This window comes from Blastomonas sp. AAP53, from assembly GCF_000331245.1.
Taxonomy (GTDB): domain Bacteria; phylum Pseudomonadota; class Alphaproteobacteria; order Sphingomonadales; family Sphingomonadaceae; genus Blastomonas.
In genome coordinates, this window is the sequence record NZ_ANFZ01000006.1 from 308,278 (window position 1) to 324,469 (window position 16,192).

14 protein-coding genes are annotated in these 16,192 nt (G+C 63.0%); 6 read left to right on the forward strand and 8 right to left on the reverse strand.

The window, feature by feature from the left end:
* Positions 1-155: 155 nt before the first annotated feature.
* From D618_RS0104470 to D618_RS17635, 3 genes are all read right to left on the reverse strand, one after another.
* Positions 156-998 carry a S1/P1 nuclease gene (locus tag D618_RS0104470; protein ID WP_017670296.1) on the reverse strand — a complete coding sequence of 281 codons (843 nt, stop codon included), beginning with the start codon at positions 996-998 and terminating at the stop codon, positions 156-158.
* Positions 999-1,178: 180 nt separating this feature from the next.
* Positions 1,179-3,404 (reverse strand): phosphoribosylformylglycinamidine synthase subunit PurL, encoded by a 2,226-nt coding sequence (gene purL / locus D618_RS0104475; protein WP_017670297.1) that lies wholly within the window; start codon positions 3,402-3,404, stop codon positions 1,179-1,181.
* Between the two features lie 123 nt (positions 3,405-3,527).
* A complete protein-coding gene (locus D618_RS17635; RefSeq protein WP_017670298.1) occupies positions 3,528-3,824 on the reverse strand; it encodes a hypothetical protein in 297 nt (98 codons plus the stop codon).
* Positions 3,825-4,027: 203 nt separating this feature from the next.
* Between D618_RS17635 and D618_RS0104485 the strand changes: the two genes are divergently transcribed.
* From D618_RS0104485 to katG, 6 genes are all read left to right on the forward strand, one after another.
* Positions 4,028-4,276 carry an exodeoxyribonuclease VII small subunit gene (locus D618_RS0104485; RefSeq protein ID WP_017670299.1) on the forward strand — a complete coding sequence of 83 codons (249 nt, stop codon included), beginning with the start codon at positions 4,028-4,030 and terminating at the stop codon, positions 4,274-4,276.
* Positions 4,277-4,339: 63 nt separating this feature from the next.
* Complete coding sequence (locus D618_RS0104490) at positions 4,340-5,248, forward strand: polyprenyl synthetase family protein (protein ID WP_026091283.1); 909 nt, start codon at positions 4,340-4,342, stop codon at positions 5,246-5,248.
* A gap of 31 nt (positions 5,249-5,279) precedes the next feature.
* Positions 5,280-5,783 (forward strand): pantetheine-phosphate adenylyltransferase, encoded by a 504-nt coding sequence (gene coaD, locus D618_RS0104495; RefSeq protein ID WP_026091284.1) that lies wholly within the window; start codon positions 5,280-5,282, stop codon positions 5,781-5,783.
* 125 nt (positions 5,784-5,908) lie between these two features.
* Positions 5,909-6,778, forward strand: coding sequence for a peptidylprolyl isomerase (locus tag D618_RS17640; RefSeq protein ID WP_017670302.1), 870 nt, complete (start codon positions 5,909-5,911; stop codon positions 6,776-6,778).
* Between the two features lie 128 nt (positions 6,779-6,906).
* The gene (queA, locus tag D618_RS0104505; RefSeq protein WP_017670303.1) at positions 6,907-7,938 is read left to right on the forward strand and encodes a tRNA preQ1(34) S-adenosylmethionine ribosyltransferase-isomerase QueA; all 1,032 of its coding nucleotides are present in this window, start codon (positions 6,907-6,909) and stop codon (positions 7,936-7,938) included.
* A 126-nt stretch (positions 7,939-8,064) separates the two neighbouring features.
* Positions 8,065-10,305, forward strand: coding sequence for a catalase/peroxidase HPI (gene katG, locus D618_RS0104510; RefSeq protein ID WP_017670304.1), 2,241 nt, complete (start codon positions 8,065-8,067; stop codon positions 10,303-10,305).
* A 66-nt stretch (positions 10,306-10,371) separates the two neighbouring features.
* Here the strand turns inward: katG and D618_RS0104515 are convergent, their stop codons facing one another.
* The 5 genes from D618_RS0104515 to D618_RS19255 form a co-directional block, all read right to left on the reverse strand.
* Positions 10,372-12,492, reverse strand: a complete 2,121-nt coding sequence (locus D618_RS0104515; RefSeq protein ID WP_017670305.1) for an AsmA family protein — start codon at positions 12,490-12,492, stop codon at positions 10,372-10,374.
* Positions 12,493-12,635: 143 nt separating this feature from the next.
* Complete coding sequence (locus D618_RS0104520) at positions 12,636-14,930, reverse strand: adenylate/guanylate cyclase domain-containing protein (RefSeq protein ID WP_202949935.1); 2,295 nt, start codon at positions 14,928-14,930, stop codon at positions 12,636-12,638.
* Entirely contained in the window at positions 14,927-15,358 is a 432-nt protein-coding gene (locus D618_RS0104525; RefSeq protein WP_017670307.1) for a hypothetical protein, read from the reverse strand. The genes D618_RS0104520 and D618_RS0104525 overlap by 4 nt, the downstream gene beginning before the upstream one ends.
* A gap of 179 nt (positions 15,359-15,537) precedes the next feature.
* Positions 15,538-15,804, reverse strand: coding sequence for a BrnA antitoxin family protein (locus tag D618_RS0104530; RefSeq protein ID WP_040370281.1), 267 nt, complete (start codon positions 15,802-15,804; stop codon positions 15,538-15,540).
* Complete coding sequence (locus tag D618_RS19255) at positions 15,782-16,057, reverse strand: BrnT family toxin (RefSeq protein WP_081590407.1); 276 nt, start codon at positions 16,055-16,057, stop codon at positions 15,782-15,784. Before D618_RS19255 ends, D618_RS0104530 begins: the two co-directional genes overlap by 23 nt.
* Positions 16,058-16,192: the final 135 nt, after the last annotated feature.

Below are 16,192 nucleotides of genomic sequence, written 5' to 3' on the forward strand. Positions count from 1 at the left end.
TCCGCTTGGTTCTGCCGGCGAACCACCTGTTAAGGTCGCCCCGCGTGCATGTCCACCGCTGTTGACCATGTATAGCTATGCAGATTCTTGCAATCGATTGCAAGGATGCGGGGGCAGCACCTTCCGCTAGAGCACAGACGCAGTTTGGGAAGCGTTCAGCCGAGCGCGCGTTCCAGCGCAGCGCCCAGGCGCAAGCCCGCGCGCAGCACCTGGGTGCGGACAACCGGGATCAGCGCCTCGATATCCGCATCATCATGGCGCGCCCGTTCGCCCCGGGCGAGTGCGGGGCCGCAGGCGGGGCCATGCTGCGCGGTGGGATAGGCTGTCTCGCGCGCGATGCTCCACGCTTCGCGCGCCCAGTCCTCGACCGATCCTGCAACCATGGGTGCGCGCTCGCCAGGTGAATAGTGCCGCACCAACGGGTCGCCTTGCGTGATCGCACGTTCGGCGACCGGCGTGTCCCACAACCGGTGCAGGTTCATGCGCCCCTCGACGATGCCATAGGACGCGCTGACCCGGTTGCCGCCCAGATCGCCCCGGTCGCCGCCATGCATCGGTTGGTGCATGTCGCCCATGGTGTGGACCAGCCATGCCAGCGCCTCCAGCCGCACATGTGCGGGTAGCTTGCGATCGGCCAGCAGCGCCTCGTTGCGCGTGACCTGCGCCCCCACACAATTGCCATTGGGGCAATTGGCCTTGAGGTCGAACGGCTTGCAGATGTCCATGTTCACATAATGCCACGGCGCGGTGTAGCCCCAGCGAACATCGTCGCGGCGGACACAGTCGGCCCAGACGCTGGCATCAGCGATATTGCTGAGCGGGCAATCGGGCGTGGCGATCAGCTTTTCGGCGCGGAACAGCGCGTTCATGCGTGCCTTTGCCTTGGGTGAGATATTGGCTTCGGCGATCTGCGCGATGGTCTTGTGGCCATATTCACCCCAGGCCAGAGCGGGTGCGGGAAGGGCGAGAAGGATGATCAGGCAGAGACGGGCAAGCATGGTCTGTTTTATCCGGCAGGCGTGAGAGCGCACGTCCCTCGACTTCGCTCGGGAACGCGGAAAGGTTGGTAAGAGAAGGCTTAATGCAAGCGGCACCCTCTCCCGTCTGTCCCGAGCCCTTCGACTGGCTGGCAAGCCAGCCGCTCAGGATGAACTGCGTCGAGGGACGTACGCGCGGCGTTAGCCTTCCATCCAGTCCCTAAAGAACGCGAGGTTCGTCTCACGCAGATCGGCCACGACAACATTGGTGCCCTTACCGAACGCGATAGCATCGCCGCCGGTGCGGCCAATCACCACCGCATTCACACCCGCCGCCTTTGCCGCCGCGAGTACCGCGTCGGCATCGGCAGCCGTCACGACATATCGGCCCTGGCTCTCGCCGAACCAGAAGCCGGCATCACCTTCGACATCCAGCGCAGCGCCGATGCCCGAGGCCAGCGCCATTTCAGCGACGCTCACGGCCAGGCCACCATCGGCGCAGTCATGCACGGCGCTCACCTTGCCATCAGCAATCAACGACGCAATCACGCCGCCTGCAGCGAGTTCCGCGTGCAGGTCGACCTGCGGCGGCGCGCCTTCGCGGCGGCCATGCAGCACGTCGAGCCACAGCGACTGGCCGAGTTCGGGCATGTCATTCGCGCCGACCAGAATGATCGCCTGATCCGCCGCCTTGAACGCGAGTGTCGCCATCTCGTCGAGATTTTCGATCAGCCCGATCGCGCCGATGGCGGGTGTCGGCAGGATTGCGCGGGCGATGCCATCAGGGCCGGTCGTTTCGTTATACAGGCTGACATTGCCGCTGACGATCGGCATGTCGAGCGCGACACAGGCCTTGCCCATGCCCTCGATGCAGCCGACGAACTGGCCCATGATCTCGGGCCGCTCGGGATTGCCGAAGTTCATGCAATCGGTGGTCGCCAAGGGGCGTGCGCCGACGCTGACGAGGTTGCGATAGCATTCGGCGATCGCCTGCTTGCCGCCCTCGAACGGATCGGCAAAGCAATAGCGCGGGGTGCAATCGGTGGTGACCGCAAGACCGCGGTTGGTGCCATGGATGCGCACGACGCCAGCGTCGCCGCCGGGGATCTGCACCGTGTCAGCCATCACCATGTGGTCGTACTGCTGCCAGATCCAGCTGCGGCTGGCGAGCGCGGGCGAGGCCATCAGCGCGGTCAGGTCCGCAGCCAGATCGGCGCTTTCGGGCACGTTGGTCAGCGGTTCGCACGGCGCGGTGGTGACATAGGGGCGGTTATAGGCAGGCGCATCGTCGGCCAGCGGACCCAGCGGAATGTCGCAGACGGTCTCGCCCTTGTGCGTGAGCACCATATGGCCGGTCTCGGTGACATGGCCGATGACGGCGAAGTCGAGCTCCCATTTGCGGAAGATGGCCTCGGCAAAGTCCTCGCGTCCGGGCTTGAGCACCATCAGCATGCGTTCCTGCGATTCGGACAGCATCATCTCGTACGCGGTCATGTTGGTTTCGCGCTGGGGAACGTTGTCGAGATTGAGCTCGATGCCGACGCCGCCCTTGCTCGCCATTTCGACGCTCGATGAGGTCAGGCCCGCCGCGCCCATGTCCTGGATCGCGACGATCGCATCCGATGCCATCAGCTCGAGACAAGCTTCGATCAGCAGCTTTTCGGTGAACGGGTCGCCGACCTGCACCGTGGGGCGCTTTTCCTCGCTGTCCTCGCCGAACTCGGCCGACGCCATCGTCGCGCCGTGGATGCCGTCGCGTCCGGTTTTCGAACCGACATAAACGATCGAATTGCCCGCGCCCGAGGCGGCGGAATAGAAGATCTTGTCCTGTTCGGCGATGCCCACGGCCATCGCGTTGACCAGGATGTTGCCGTCATACGCGGGGTCGAAATTGGTTTCGCCGCCCACGGTCGGCACGCCGACGCAATTGCCATAGCCGCCGATGCCCGCGACCACGCCCTGCACCAGATGCTTCATCTTGGGGTGATCGGGCCGCCCGAAGCGCAGCGCGTTCATCAGCGCGACGGGGCGCGCGCCCATGGTGAACACATCGCGCAGGATTCCGCCGACGCCCGTCGCCGCGCCCTGATAGGGTTCGATATAGCTGGGGTGGTTGTGGCTCTCCATCTTGAAGATGGCGGCGAGCGGCTTGCCGTCAGGGCCGGGGCCGATATCGACGACGCCGGCGTTTTCACCGGGGCCGCAGATGACTTGCGGACCAGTGGTGGGCAGCGTCTTCAGATGCACGCGCGAGCTCTTGTAGCTGCAATGCTCGGACCACATCACCGAGAAGATTCCCAGCTCGACCAGATTGGGCTCGCGCCCCAGGGCCGCCAGGATGCGCTGATATTCGTCCGGCTTCAGGCCATGTTCGGCCACGATTTCGGGGGTGATGGGTGCCACGGGTGCTGTCTGGGTGTCGCTCATGGCCCCGCGCTTTACGCGGCTGTGCGCGATCGGGGAAGGGGGAGAATGCGCGGAAATCCAATCGCGGAAAAATTGTCGCAACGGCGGGCTCGCGTGCATCGACGAGCCCGCCGGGTTGCTGAATCAGCGGTCGCTGGTAACTTCGGTATCAGCCAGGGGCATCACGGCGTCACGACGGAAACGCACCGCGCTTGAGCCGACCGTGCCGCTGACGCGCTTGTCGCTCACGCGCAGGGTGAAGCGCTTGCCGGAGCGGGTTTCGGTGCCGTCGATGATCTTGTCTTCGCCAACCTTTTTGACGGTATAGACATAGCGATCGCCTTCATGTTCGAAGGTCACTTCCTCGGGTTCTGCGGCATAGGCTGCTGCAGGCGCGGCCAGAGTTGCGAGCGGAAGAAGGCAAAGGATGAACTTTTTCATGATGTCGGTCCCTGTTCTTTTGAATTGAACTGCCGTCAACATCCTCTTGTTATTGTGCGGTGCAGCATGTCAAGGCGCCGGGAAACTGGCAAATGCAAATAGCGTCTTCGCAGTTGCAGCATATGAAACTGCCCATAAGGCCACCCCATGGCGGCTGCGCAATCGCCTTGACCACGCGCAGGCCAGCGGTCAAAGCTGTGTGCATGAGTGAAGCCAATACCGTTCCTGCCGACCTGTCGTTCGAAGATGCCCTCAAGGAGCTGGAGGTCATCGTCCGCCAGCTGGAATCGGGCGATGTCCCGCTCGATGCATCCATCAGCCTGTACGAGCGGGGGGATCTGCTGCGCGGTCATTGCCAGAAGCGGCTCGATGCGGCGCAAGCGCGGATCGAAAAGATTCGCATCGGTGCAGATGGCCAGGCTGCCGGCACGACGCCGTTCGATGCAGGCTGACGACAGAGCAATGCGCGCAGGCGTTCAAACCGGCGCACAGACCGGGGCAGGGGAGCAGAACCAATGACCACCGTCATGATCAACGAGACCGTATTGGTGGATGCCTTCCGGCAGATCTCGCAGGATGTCGACGCCTGTTTCGAAGCGCTGCTGACGGTGCCGGACGATCCGCGCGCGGTGCTGTACGAGGCGATGCGCCATGCCGCGATCGGCGGGGGCAAGCGGGTGCGCCCGCTGCTGCTCACGGCAACGGCAGGCATGTTCAATGTCGATCGCCCGCTCGCCGTACGGGTCGCCTGCGCGGTCGAGGCTATCCACGTTTATTCGCTGATCCATGACGACCTGCCATGCATGGACGATGATGATGTCCGGCGCGGCAAGCCGACAGTGCACAAGGCGTTCAGCGATGCGGTCGCGGTGTTGGCGGGGGATTCGCTGCATGCTCTGGCCTTCGAGATTCTGGCCGGCAGCCAGTCGCACCCTGACCCGTTCATTCGCTCGGAGCTGATCATGACCCTGGCCGAAGCCAGCGGCCCCAACGGCATGGCGGGCGGCCAGATGATGGATCTGGAGGCTGAAAAGGCACGGTTCGATCTGCCCACCGTGACCAAGCTGCAGCGATTGAAGACCGGTGCCTTGATCGCGGCATCCGTCGAGATGGGGGCGATCCTGGGCAATGTCCCGGTTGAAGGCCGCACGGCGTTGCGCGCCTATGCCCGCGACATTGGCCTTGCCTTCCAGATCGCCGACGACATCATGGATGAAACCGGCGACGAGGCGCTGGCCGGCAAGGCGCTGCACAAGGATGCGGCGGCGGGCAAGGAAACGTTCCTCTCTTTGCTGGGGCTGGAGCGTGCGCGCGAACAGGCGTTCTTCCTGGTCGATCAGGCCATTGGTCATCTGGGCAGCTATGGGCGCGAAGCAGATCTGCTGCGTGCGCTGGCCCGCTACATCGTCGAGCGCGACAACTGACCGCAACAGCGGCGCGAAAGGGAGCAGGCTGATGCGCATAGGGGTTTATCCGGGGACGTTCGATCCCATCACTCTGGGCCATATGGACATCATCCGTCGTGGCGCGAAGCTGGTCGACCGGCTGATCATCGGCGTGACCACCAACATCGCCAAAAGCCCGATGTTCTCTGATGACGAGCGGATGGAGATGGTGCGCCGCGAAGTCGCGCAGATCGAGGATTCGAATATCACGGTGGTGGGGTTCAGCTCGCTGCTGATGGATTTCGCCGAGGCGCAGGGCGCGTCGGTCGTCATTCGCGGCATCCGCGGCGTGACGGACTTCGAATACGAATATCAGCTTACCGGCATGAATCGCCAGCTGAACGACCGGATTGAAACCGTGTTCCTGATGGCAGACGTCTCGTTGCAGCCGATTGCATCACGCCTGGTCAAGGAAATCGCGATCTATGGCGGGCAGATCCATCGCTTCGTCACCGATGCGGTGCGCATCGACGTTGAAAAGCGGGTGCGCGAAATCGGTCTGAAGGGTGATTGAGCGCACAAGGCGCTGCACCCAAGTTCATTCATGACAGGCTCAGACGCTTTGGCTATAGCCGTGCCCGAAATAGGGGTGCGATCCGCCTGTCCCTCCGCCTGAATCTAACAGGAATGCCTGGTTTTATGCCCAATATCTTCAAATCGCTTGCAGCCTTGTCGTTCATTCCGATGCTGCTGGCTCCGATTACCGTTTCTGCCCAGGATGCGACGCCCACCGAACAGGCGTCCCCGGATGCAGCCCGCGCCGCGCGCCAGGCCGAGAAAGAGGCTGAAAAGGCTCGCAAGCAGCAGGAAAAGGAGGCGGCCAAACAGGCAGACGAGGCCCGGGACGCCGCCGAAAAGGCCGCCAAGGAAGCGCGCAAGGCCGCAGAGGATGCTGCCATCAATGGCGAGACTGGAGCCGCGGTCGCGGCGGCAGCGCCGACCCTGCCGACACCCGACAAGGCCGATCCGGACAACATCCTGTATCTCGATCTTTCGACCGGCGGACGCGTCGCCATCCAGCTCTATCCCGAAATCGCGCCCAACCATGTCGAGCGTATCAAGACGCTGACCCAGCAGGGCTTTTACGATGGCGTCATATTTCACCGCGTGATCGAAGGCTTCATGGCGCAGACCGGTGACCCCACCGGCACCGGCACCGGTGGGTCGGACCTTCCCGATGTTGTTGCCGAGTTCAACAAGTTCCCGCACCTTCGCGGCAGCCTCTCGATGGCGCGCGCGCAGGATCCGAACAGCGCCAACAGCCAGTTCTTCATCGTGTTCTATCCGCGCTTCTCGCTGGACAACAGCTACACCAACTTCGGGCGGGTGTTCTCGGGCATGCAGTATGTCGACAGCATCCCGCGCGGCGAACCGCCGACGGCTCCTGCACGCATCCTGCAGGCCTCGCTGAAATCCCAGAACAAGCCCGAGCCCAATTATGCCGCAGCGGCGCAGCCTGCGGATCGGGCGATCTCGGTCGATGATCTGAACGCCCCGATCGGCAATTGACCGGGCGTTTACGCTCCGGCCAGTGCCGACGCGGTCGCCGATCAGCGCAAGACTGCCAAGGCCCGGTGGTTTTGCCAGCCTTGGATTCCAGCTTTCGCCCTGAATAATTTTGGTGTTAGGGGCGCGACATGCGCGTTGACGATTTCGATTTCGAACTTCCCCCCGAACGCATCGCCCTGCGGCCGGTGCGCCCGCGCGATGCGGCCAGGATGCTGTGCGCGCGGGGCAGCGCGCTCAGCGATGCCAGCGTGCGCGACCTGCCAAAGCTGCTCAATCCCGGCGATTGTCTGGTGTTCAACGACACCCGCGTCATCCCGGCACAGCTGGAAGGTGTCAAGCTTGGCGGGCAGGCACGGGTCGGCGCGACGCTGCACAAGCGCATCGATCTGCGCCGCTGGCAGGCCTTCGTCCGCAATGCCAAAAGGCTGCGCATCGGCGATGTCGTCGATTTTGGTGCAGGCGTGCTCGCTGATGTCGAGGCGCGCGGAGACGATGGATCGATCACGCTGGCATTCCAGGGCAATGAGCCCGTCGAGCTGTTGCTGGAACGCGCAGGCACCATGCCGCTGCCGCCCTATATCGCTGCCAAGCGCGCAATCGACGAGGCCGACCGCGAGGATTACCAGACCCGCTTTGCGCAGAAGGACGGCGCGGTTGCAGCGCCCACGGCATCGCTGCATTTCACGGACCGGCTGATGGCGGAACTGGCGCAGGCGGGGATCGAGCATGCAACGCTGACGCTACATGTCGGTGCGGGGACGTTCCTGCCGGTGAAGGCGGATGACACTGCCGATCACCAGATGCATGCCGAATGGGGACGGATCGATGCAGACACCGCCGCACGGCTGAACGCGGTGCGCGCGCGCGGCAACCGGGTGATCGCGGTGGGCACCACCGTGTTGCGCCTGATCGAAAGCGCGGCGGACGAGGACAACATCATCCAGCCGTTCGAGGGCGATACCGCGATCTTCATCACGCCGGGCTATCGCTTCAAGGGCATCGATGGCCTGATGACCAATTTCCACCTCCCGCGATCCACATTGTTCATGCTGGTCTCGGCGCTGATGGGGCTTGATGTGATGCGCGCGGTCTATGCGCATGCGATTGAAAACGAGTACCGGTTCTACTCTTATGGCGACTCTTCGCTCCTGCTCCCCTGAGCGCGCAGGTGGTTGATCTATTTCGCCACTAACATAGATCAGGAAAATCGGTTTTCCCGATCAGCCAGTCTGGGCTTAACGTCGAGTGAACGGCCAAACCGCCGCTTTGCAGGAGACTGAAACCTCATGACTCGCACCTCTGTGTCCGTGTTTGCCTTACTGGCGTTCACCTTGTCCGCCCCTTCGGCCCTGGCCGAAACGGCTGACGCCCCGGCGGCCATGCCCGTCAACCCGGCGGCAGCCAATACCAACCAGGATTGGTGGCCCGAACGGCTCGACCTCTCGCCGCTGCGTCAGCATGCAGCTGAATCGAACCCCTATGGCGACGGTTTTGACTACGCCAAGGAGTTCCAGACCCTCGATATCGCTGCAGTGAAGAAGGACATCGAAGCGCTGATGACCACGTCGCAGGATTGGTGGCCGGCGGACTATGGTCATTATGGGCCATTCTTCATCCGCATGGCATGGCACAGCGCAGGCACCTACCGTACCGCCGATGGTCGCGGCGGTGCAGGTGGCGGCCAGCAGCGGTTCGAACCGCTGAACAGCTGGCCCGACAACGCCAACCTCGATCGTGCGCGCCGCCTGTTGTGGCCGATCAAGCAGAAGTATGGCCGCAAGATCAGCTGGGCCGACCTGATGGTGCTGACCGGTAACGTCGCGCTCGAATCGATGGGCTTCAAGACCTTTGGCTTCGCCGGTGGCCGCACCGACGACTGGGAAGCCGACAAGGTCTATTGGGGCCGCGAGAAGAAGTTCCTTGCTGCCGATCGCTATCACGGCGAGCGCAAGCTGGAAAAGCCGCTGGCCGCGGTGCAGATGGGTCTGATCTACGTCAACCCTGAAGGTCCCAACGGCAACCCCGATCCGCTGGCGGCGGCCGCTGATATCCGCGAAACCTTCGGTCGCATGGCGATGAACGACGAGGAAACCGTCGCCTTGATCGCGGGCGGCCACACCTTTGGCAAGGCGCATGGCGCGCACAAGCCCGAAGAGTGCATCGGTGCCGATCCGGCAGGTTCGGCGACCGAGCAGCAGGGCATCGGCTGGGCCAACAAGTGCGGCACCGGCAAGGGCATGGATACGGTCACCAGTGGCCTGGAAGGTGCATGGTCGGTCAACCCGATTGCGTGGACCAGTCAGTATTTCGATAACCTGTATGCGTTCGACTGGGTGCAGACCCGCAGCCCGGCAGGCGCTATCCAGTGGATCCCCAGCGATCCCAATGCAGCCAATCTGGTCCCGGATGCGCATGACAAGACCAAGCGCCATGCACCGATCATGTTCACCACCGATCTGTCGATGAAGATGGACCCGGGCTATCGCAAGGTGTCCGAACGGTTCCATACCGATCCCGACGCATTCGCCGATGCCTTTGCCCGTGCGTGGTTCAAGCTGACCCATCGCGACATGGGTCCGCGCACCCGCTATCTGGGTGCCGATGCCCCGAAGGTGGATCTGATCTGGCAGGATCCGGTTCCTGCGGTGACACACCCGCTGGTGGATGCGAACGACGTCGCATCGTTGAAGTCGCAGGTGCTGGCCACCGGGCTCACCGGGCCTGAGCTGATCCGCACTGCATGGGCAGCAGCGGCCAGCTATCGCGATACCGACATGCGCGGTGGTACCAATGGCGGCCGCGTGCGGTTGGCTCCGCAGAAGGACTGGGCGGTCAACAATCCGGCGGAAATCACCAAGGTGGTGAGCAAGCTGGAAGCGGTGCAGGCGTCGTTCAACAAGGCGCAGAAGGGCGGCAAGCAGATCTCGCTGGCCGATCTGATCGTGCTGGCGGGCAATGCTGGCATCGAACAGGCGGCAGCCAAAGCCGGACACAGCCTTGTGGTGCCGTTCAAGCCGGGCCGTGGCGATGCCAGCCAGGAGCAGACCGATGTCAGCTCGTTCGCACAGCTTGAGCCCACCGCCGATGGCTTCCGCAATTATTATGCTGCGGGCAGCGTGATGTCGCCGGTGGACATGCTGGTCGATCGCGCCAACATGCTGAGCCTCACCGTGCCGGAAATGACCGTGCTGGTCGGCGGCCTGCGCGCGCTCGATGCCAATACCGGCGGCGCCAAGCATGGCGTGTTCACCGCCACGCCGGGGCAGCTGAACAACGCGTTCTTCGTCAACCTGCTCGACATGAACAACAAGTGGTCGAAGTCGCCCAGCGATGCGGGTCTGTACGAAGGCCGCGACGTCAAGTCGGGTACGTTCAAGTGGACGGCAACGCCGGTCGACCTGGTGTTTGGTTCCAACTCGGAACTGCGCGCGGTGGCGGAAGTCTATGCCGCCAGCGATGGCGAGCAGAAGTTCGCGACCGACTTCGTGGCAGCCTGGACGAAGGTGATGAACCTCGGCCTGATGTAAGCCTGATCCCCTCCACTTCATCCGGCGGCGCAGGGTTACCCTTGCGCCGCCGTTTTTGTGTTTCGGTCAGAAGATCCCAAGGAACTTCTTGTCGTCCTTCTTGCCGCTGTCTGCCTTCTTGCCGTTGCCGACATCGTCGCGCGGCTTGCCCTGGGTGGTACGCTGGCCGGCGGCGCGCGCACCCTGCAGCACGGGAGCGCAATCGGCGGACTTGGCATCGCCCACATCCACGAAGGCCAATACCGCAGCGGGCGGTGCTGCGAGCAGGGCAAGGCCCAGGCCGGCTCCGGCACGGCCCAGCAATTCAGGGCTGATCACGTTGAGCTTTGCCGCAGAAAAATAGCCGCCAACCTGCACCGGCGACTGGCCCGAGATCAGGCTGAACTTCTTGCCATCGGCATTGAAGGCCAGGTCCATCTGCTCGGTGGCAAAGCTGAACCCGCCGCGTCCGGTGATGACGTTCTTGGTGGTGTCGATGAGGATCGGGTCGGCGGCGGCCTTGCCTCCGCGCACGGTGAACGCGACCAGCCCGCAGTTGATCTGCACCGGCTGCTTCAACTTGTCCTCGAACATCTTCTGCACGAACGTGCCGAAATCGAGCTCGGCCAGCTGCACGTTGCGCGTCCAGAACGTGCCCCTGGGGATGACGAACGCCATGCGCCCCGACGCGCTGGCCAGCGAATCGTGCAGCGCATCGCCATCGCCGGTCAGCTGGATACGGCCCTTGACCGTGCCGGTGGTGCCCGCTTCCACCACGCCGAAACCGCTGAGCAATTGCGCCATTGGCGTTGCAGCGAGGCGGATGTCGTATTGCGTCCGCGCCGGGCGGCGGCGCCAGTCGATGGTGATGTCAGACGCCAGCTTGCCCCGCGCCATGGTCAGCAGCAAGGGCGAGAGCTTGAGCATGCCATCGTCGAGATCGACGGTGACCGATATGTCGCTGATCGGGATGCTGTCCGAACGCAGGCGGGCGGCGGTGTAGCGCACATCGGCATCGAACACCCTGAGGCCTTCGGCGCGCAGGCTCGCGTCGGGCAGCAGCCGGGCGGGGGCCGCACCGCTTTCTGCCGCCGCGGCCTGAACCCCGCGCGCGGCGACCACATCGGGGTTGTAGCCGATGAACGGCGAGACATCGATGATGTCGAGGGTTTTGGTTGCAAGGTCGGCGTCCATGTGAACGCGCTCACCCGCCATGTCGACGGTGAACTTGCCCGCGATATCGCTCGCGCCGAACGTACCTTTGAGACCGGTGAACCGGTACTCGCGGTCCTGCTTGACCAACGTGGCGTTCAATTTGTAGCTGCGCGTCCGGGGGATGACGACGCCGATGATGCCGAGCAGTTCGGCCGCGTTGCGCCCGCGCGCCTTTGTCGCCAGCGGAACCCCCTCGATATCGGCGAGGCTGGGCAGCGTGCCGGAAATGTCGATGATGTTGTTGGCGGCGCGCGCTTGCAGTTCGAGCGTGTTCTGGCCGCGCTGCACCGTCGCATCGGGAGTCAGCAGCGCACCCTTGAGGGTAAACGGGGTTGCGCGCAGCGTGCCATCACCGGTGAAGCGCACAGCCTCGCCGATCTTCGCATCGGTCGATTTCACCGTGGCGAAATCGAGGTCGGTCAGCAGTTGCAACACCGGGTCGCGGTATCGCACCGATGTGCCACGCAGCGATGCACGGTCGATGGTCGGAAGCTCGAGCGGCTTGGCCTGTTCGTCGCTGGCGAATGTCCAGGTGTTGGCCGTGCGCTCGGCGTTCCATTCCAGATCCACCGCTCCATTGGTCAGGTCGAGCCAGTACAGGCGCCAGCTGCCGAACAGCAGCGCCAGCGGCGCAATGCGGGTATCGACCTTGCGCGCGGTGAACAGATAGGGCCGCGTTGCCCATTCGGGGTTCGATACGGTCAAACCTTCGGCCAGGAACTTGATCTGGAACGGTGCGAAGTAAAGCTGGAAATCGCCTTTCACCGCCACTTCGCGTTCGGTCAGCGAGGAGGCGATGCCTTCGACCGGACCTTTCAGAAACCGGCCCTTGGTCACGAACAGGATCAGCCAGATGGCAAACAGCGTTCCCAGCACGCCGATCGCGACATTGCGCGCGATGCGCAGCCTGCGCTGGCGGCGTGCCTGCAGCTCAGGGGCTATTGCGGCGGGCGAAGCGGGAGATGCGGGGGGATCGTGCGGTGTCGGATTCATGGTTGCGCCTAGCACGATTGGCCAGTGGCTCTGCCCTGATTTCCTCAAGGAAAAGGGGAGCAGCGGCGACCACCGGCGAAGAACTGCCTACAGCTTACCCGCAAACCCCCTGTTCGTTGCACGCGCGCGACATTCGGCGAGCCCTACTTGTCCTTCATCACCCAGACGCCGTCCCACTCGCCCTGCGGCGGCGTCGCCTGCATCACCCGGCAGCGATCGACATAGGTGCGCGACAGGCCATCGCCGGGGTTCAATGACAGGCATTTTTCGAAGCGCACGATCGCCTCGTCCCAGCGCGCGGTGCGATAGGCGATCATGCCGTCCTCGAAATGGCCCAGAACATCGCGCATCGCCGGGAAGGTCTGCGCGTCGTGATAATCGAGCAGTTCGAACACGCGCACCGGCGCGGTCTTGCCCTTTACCACCACCAGGTCGATATCGCGCATCCGGTAGGTGCCATTGAGCTTGGCCACGGTGCTCTCGCTTGCCAGGATGCGCGCCGAATAGGCCTTGCAGGCGCTCTCCAATCGGCTGGCGAGGTTCACGCCGTCGCCGATCACGGTGTAATCCATCCTTTTGGGGCTGCCGATATTGCCCGAGACGACATGATCGGTGTGGATCCCCACGCCCATGTCGACGGTCTTCAGCCCCTTGTCGCGGCGCTGGGCGTTCCACTCCCACAAGGTGCGGATCATGGCGATTGCGGCGCGCGCGGCGCGATCGGGATCGTCGTCATGCGCGATCGGCAGGCCGTAACAGGCCATGATCGCATCGCCGATGAACTTGTCGAGCATTCCCCCTTGGGCGGTGATGCAGTCGACCATCAGGCTGAAATATTCGTTGAGGAACGAGACCGTCCCTTGCGCGCCATATTCCTCGGTGATCGTGGTGAAGCCGCGCACGTCGGTGAACATGATCGTCGCTTCGGCGCTGACACCGCCCAGCAGATCGAGCGCATCGCCATCCATCATCTGTGCGGCGATCACCGGGTCCATGTAGCGCGACATCGTCGATTTCATGCGCTTTTCGCTGCTGATATCCTCGACCATCAGCATCGATCCCAGCTTGGAATCATCGCTGTCCGACACGAGCGGCATGATTGTCAGGTTGACCGACTTGTGCACGCCCGACAGCGCAACGTCCGCGTCAGGGAAGACGTCGCTGGCTTTGTCCTGCTTGACCCGCTCGATGCGGTTCATGATCCAGCCGCCGTGTTCGCCCAGCAGATCGGCGAGCAATTGCCCCTGGATGTCCGCCGCCTTGCACGACCAGATGCGTTCGATCGCCTGGTTGCAGGTAATCACCTTGCCCAACGGATCGAGCGTGATGACGCCGTTCGACATGCTTTGCAGCACCGACTCGTTGTACAGCTTCATCCGCTGAACATCATCGAACAGCTTGGAGTTCTCGAGCGCGATGGCGATCTGGCCGGTGAAGGTCTTGAGCTGCTGCTCGTCCTTGTCGCTGAACGCGCCGGTCTTCTTGTTGAGCACCTGGGTGACGCCGATGACCTCGCCCTGCTTGTTGACGATCGGAACGCACAGGATGCAGCGGGTGAAGAACCCGGTCTGCCGGTCGAACGACGGATTGAAGCGCAGATCGGCATAGGCGTGCGGGATGTTCAGGCTCTGCCCGGTGGTGAACACCGTGCCGGCGATGCCGACGCTCGACGGAAACCGGATTTCGTTGACCTTGCCGCCCGCCGAGAACAGCGAGAACAAGGTGTCGGTGGCCTTGTCGTGGATGAAGATCGTCGCGCGCTCGGCCTCGAACATCCGCACGGTTTCCGCGACCACGCGCTGCAGCAGCCGTGTCAGGTCGACCTCGGAGCTGATCTCCGAGATCATCGACAGGAACGCGAGCTCCTTGGCGCGGACCTGCTCGATCTCCTCGATCGACTGCAGGCTCTGCAGGAACACGGTCGCCTGGCTGGTCATCTCCTCGAGCAGCGAAACGTCTTCGCTGGTGAAGTCGCCCTCGTGCTTGTTGATGTTCTGCATCACCCCGATGATCTGGCCCAATGGGGTACGTACGGGAACGCAGACGATGTTGCGCGTCTTGTAGCCGGTGCGCTGGTCGACCGTGCTGTTGAAGCGCGGATCGGCATAGGCATCCTCGACCAGCAGCGACTGTCCGGTCTGGAAAACCTCGCCTGCAATCCCCGAGGTGTTGAGAATGCGGATTTCCTGGCTCTGGCTGCCTTGCGCAAAGCGCGAGTAGAGTTCGCCGGTCTTGGGGTCATTGAGGAACAATGTGCCGCGATCGCAATTCAGCTCGCGCGACGTCAGTTCGACCAGCATGGCAAGCACGCCATCGATCTGGGTCATGGTCGCGCATTTGCGCGTGACCTCCAGCAGCACCTCGGTCCGGCGCAGCGCAGAGGCGCGCTGCTCTTCGGTCATCGGGCGGATGAGGGTGTCGGCTGCGGGAGGTGTCATGCTGCGCTTTGCCCCATCATCTGATCCATCGTGTCGCGCAGCGCCTGTATCTGCTGCTGCAGGGCCTGCCGTTCGCGCGCGTGCTCGGCCTCCAGTGTCATTCGCGCTTGGTCGGCGGCGGCGCGTTCGTTGTCGAGTGTCAGCCGCAGTGCATCGATACTGCCCTTGAGCTGTCCGATCTCGGCCTGCGCGGCTGCGCGCTCGGCCTGCAGCGCGCGGTCATGCGTCTGCTGTTGCGCTTCCATCTGGTCCCGCATCTGCTGGATGGTCACGGTCAGCTCCGCGACCCGTGCCGCCTCCTCGGACTGAACGCGCGTGACGCGCCGATCCGCCTCCACGGCTGCCGCCTCCAGTGACTGGCGCAGGCCGTCAATCGTTGCCTGCAGATGCAGATTGGCCGCGCGCAGATCAGACAGCGCGTCGGGCATGGTGTCCGGAAGTGTCATGTCGCAGTCGGTTGCCCCCGCCAAAATGGTCTTATCGGTAACGGCGCAAGTCAAGCGGCGTTAACCGGTCATTTGCCATATCGGCGTCGATATCCTGTGATGATCCGCACGCGGCTGAACATTTGTCCATGGCCACGTCCGCGATCGCAAAGGTGAGGGCGCTATCCGTCGAGTTTCAGCGCCTTGCGCAGTTCGGCGTTGATCCGGCTCTGCCAGCCGGGACCGGTGGCACGGAAGCCTTCCAGCACTGCGCTGTCCAGCCGCAGGGTCACCTGCTGCTTGGGATCGTCCGACTTAGGGCGGCCCGGCTTGGTGAGGGTGCCGTCTGCTGGGCGGATGAGTTTCTTGCCATGCCACACAGCAGCGCGGCGAAACTGATCGTCGGTCCATTCTGGGAGGTCGTCATCATCCTCCCAACCATTGGGCAAATTTTCGCTTTTCTCTGTCATTGCATTTTCTCATCGAGATGACGCGGATTCCAGAATCCGTCTCTGCCCACGCAAACATAACCAATCTTGCACCAAGATAACCATAAGTCTGAAAGCGCGGTTCGGGATAGGGCTTGCGGTCATCTGGCAGGTCAACGTGAACATCTGCTGTGATCAAATGAACATCACGGAAATCCAGGCCGCGGTTTTCAAGCGTCCAGAGACGCTTGGCCTCGTCATAAGTGATTTCCATTCTATCCCCCCGCTCACGAGGGTTAGACCCTCAGTTGGATGACCCACACATAGCAACATTTCCTTTTATCGGCCCGGCTGTCTTGAAGAAGCGGCCAACCTTCTCCAGCGTATTTTATGTAACTACAAAAACTCC

Bases quoted from the DNA above. Each gene is read 5' to 3' on its own strand.
- D618_RS0104470 (WP_017670296.1), bottom strand. From the start codon at position 998: ATGCTTGCCCGTCTCTGCCTGATCATCCTTCTCGCCCTTCCCGCACCC.
- purL (WP_017670297.1), bottom strand. From the start codon at position 3,404: ATGAGCGACACCCAGACAGCACCCGTGGCACCCATCACCCCCGAAATC.
- D618_RS17635 (WP_017670298.1), bottom strand. From the start codon at position 3,824: ATGAAAAAGTTCATCCTTTGCCTTCTTCCGCTCGCAACTCTGGCCGCG.
- D618_RS0104485 (WP_017670299.1), top strand. From the start codon at position 4,028: ATGAGTGAAGCCAATACCGTTCCTGCCGACCTGTCGTTCGAAGATGCC.
- D618_RS0104490 (WP_026091283.1), top strand. From the start codon at position 4,340: ATGACCACCGTCATGATCAACGAGACCGTATTGGTGGATGCCTTCCGG.
- coaD (WP_026091284.1), top strand. From the start codon at position 5,280: ATGCGCATAGGGGTTTATCCGGGGACGTTCGATCCCATCACTCTGGGC.
- D618_RS17640 (WP_017670302.1), top strand. From the start codon at position 5,909: ATGCCCAATATCTTCAAATCGCTTGCAGCCTTGTCGTTCATTCCGATG.
- queA (WP_017670303.1), top strand. From the start codon at position 6,907: ATGCGCGTTGACGATTTCGATTTCGAACTTCCCCCCGAACGCATCGCC.
- katG (WP_017670304.1), top strand. From the start codon at position 8,065: ATGACTCGCACCTCTGTGTCCGTGTTTGCCTTACTGGCGTTCACCTTG.
- D618_RS0104515 (WP_017670305.1), bottom strand. From the start codon at position 12,492: ATGAATCCGACACCGCACGATCCCCCCGCATCTCCCGCTTCGCCCGCC.
- D618_RS0104520 (WP_202949935.1), bottom strand. From the start codon at position 14,930: ATGACACCTCCCGCAGCCGACACCCTCATCCGCCCGATGACCGAAGAG.
- D618_RS0104525 (WP_017670307.1), bottom strand. From the start codon at position 15,358: ATGCCCGACGCGCTGTCTGATCTGCGCGCGGCCAATCTGCATCTGCAG.
- D618_RS19255 (WP_081590407.1), bottom strand. From the start codon at position 16,057: ATGGAAATCACTTATGACGAGGCCAAGCGTCTCTGGACGCTTGAAAAC.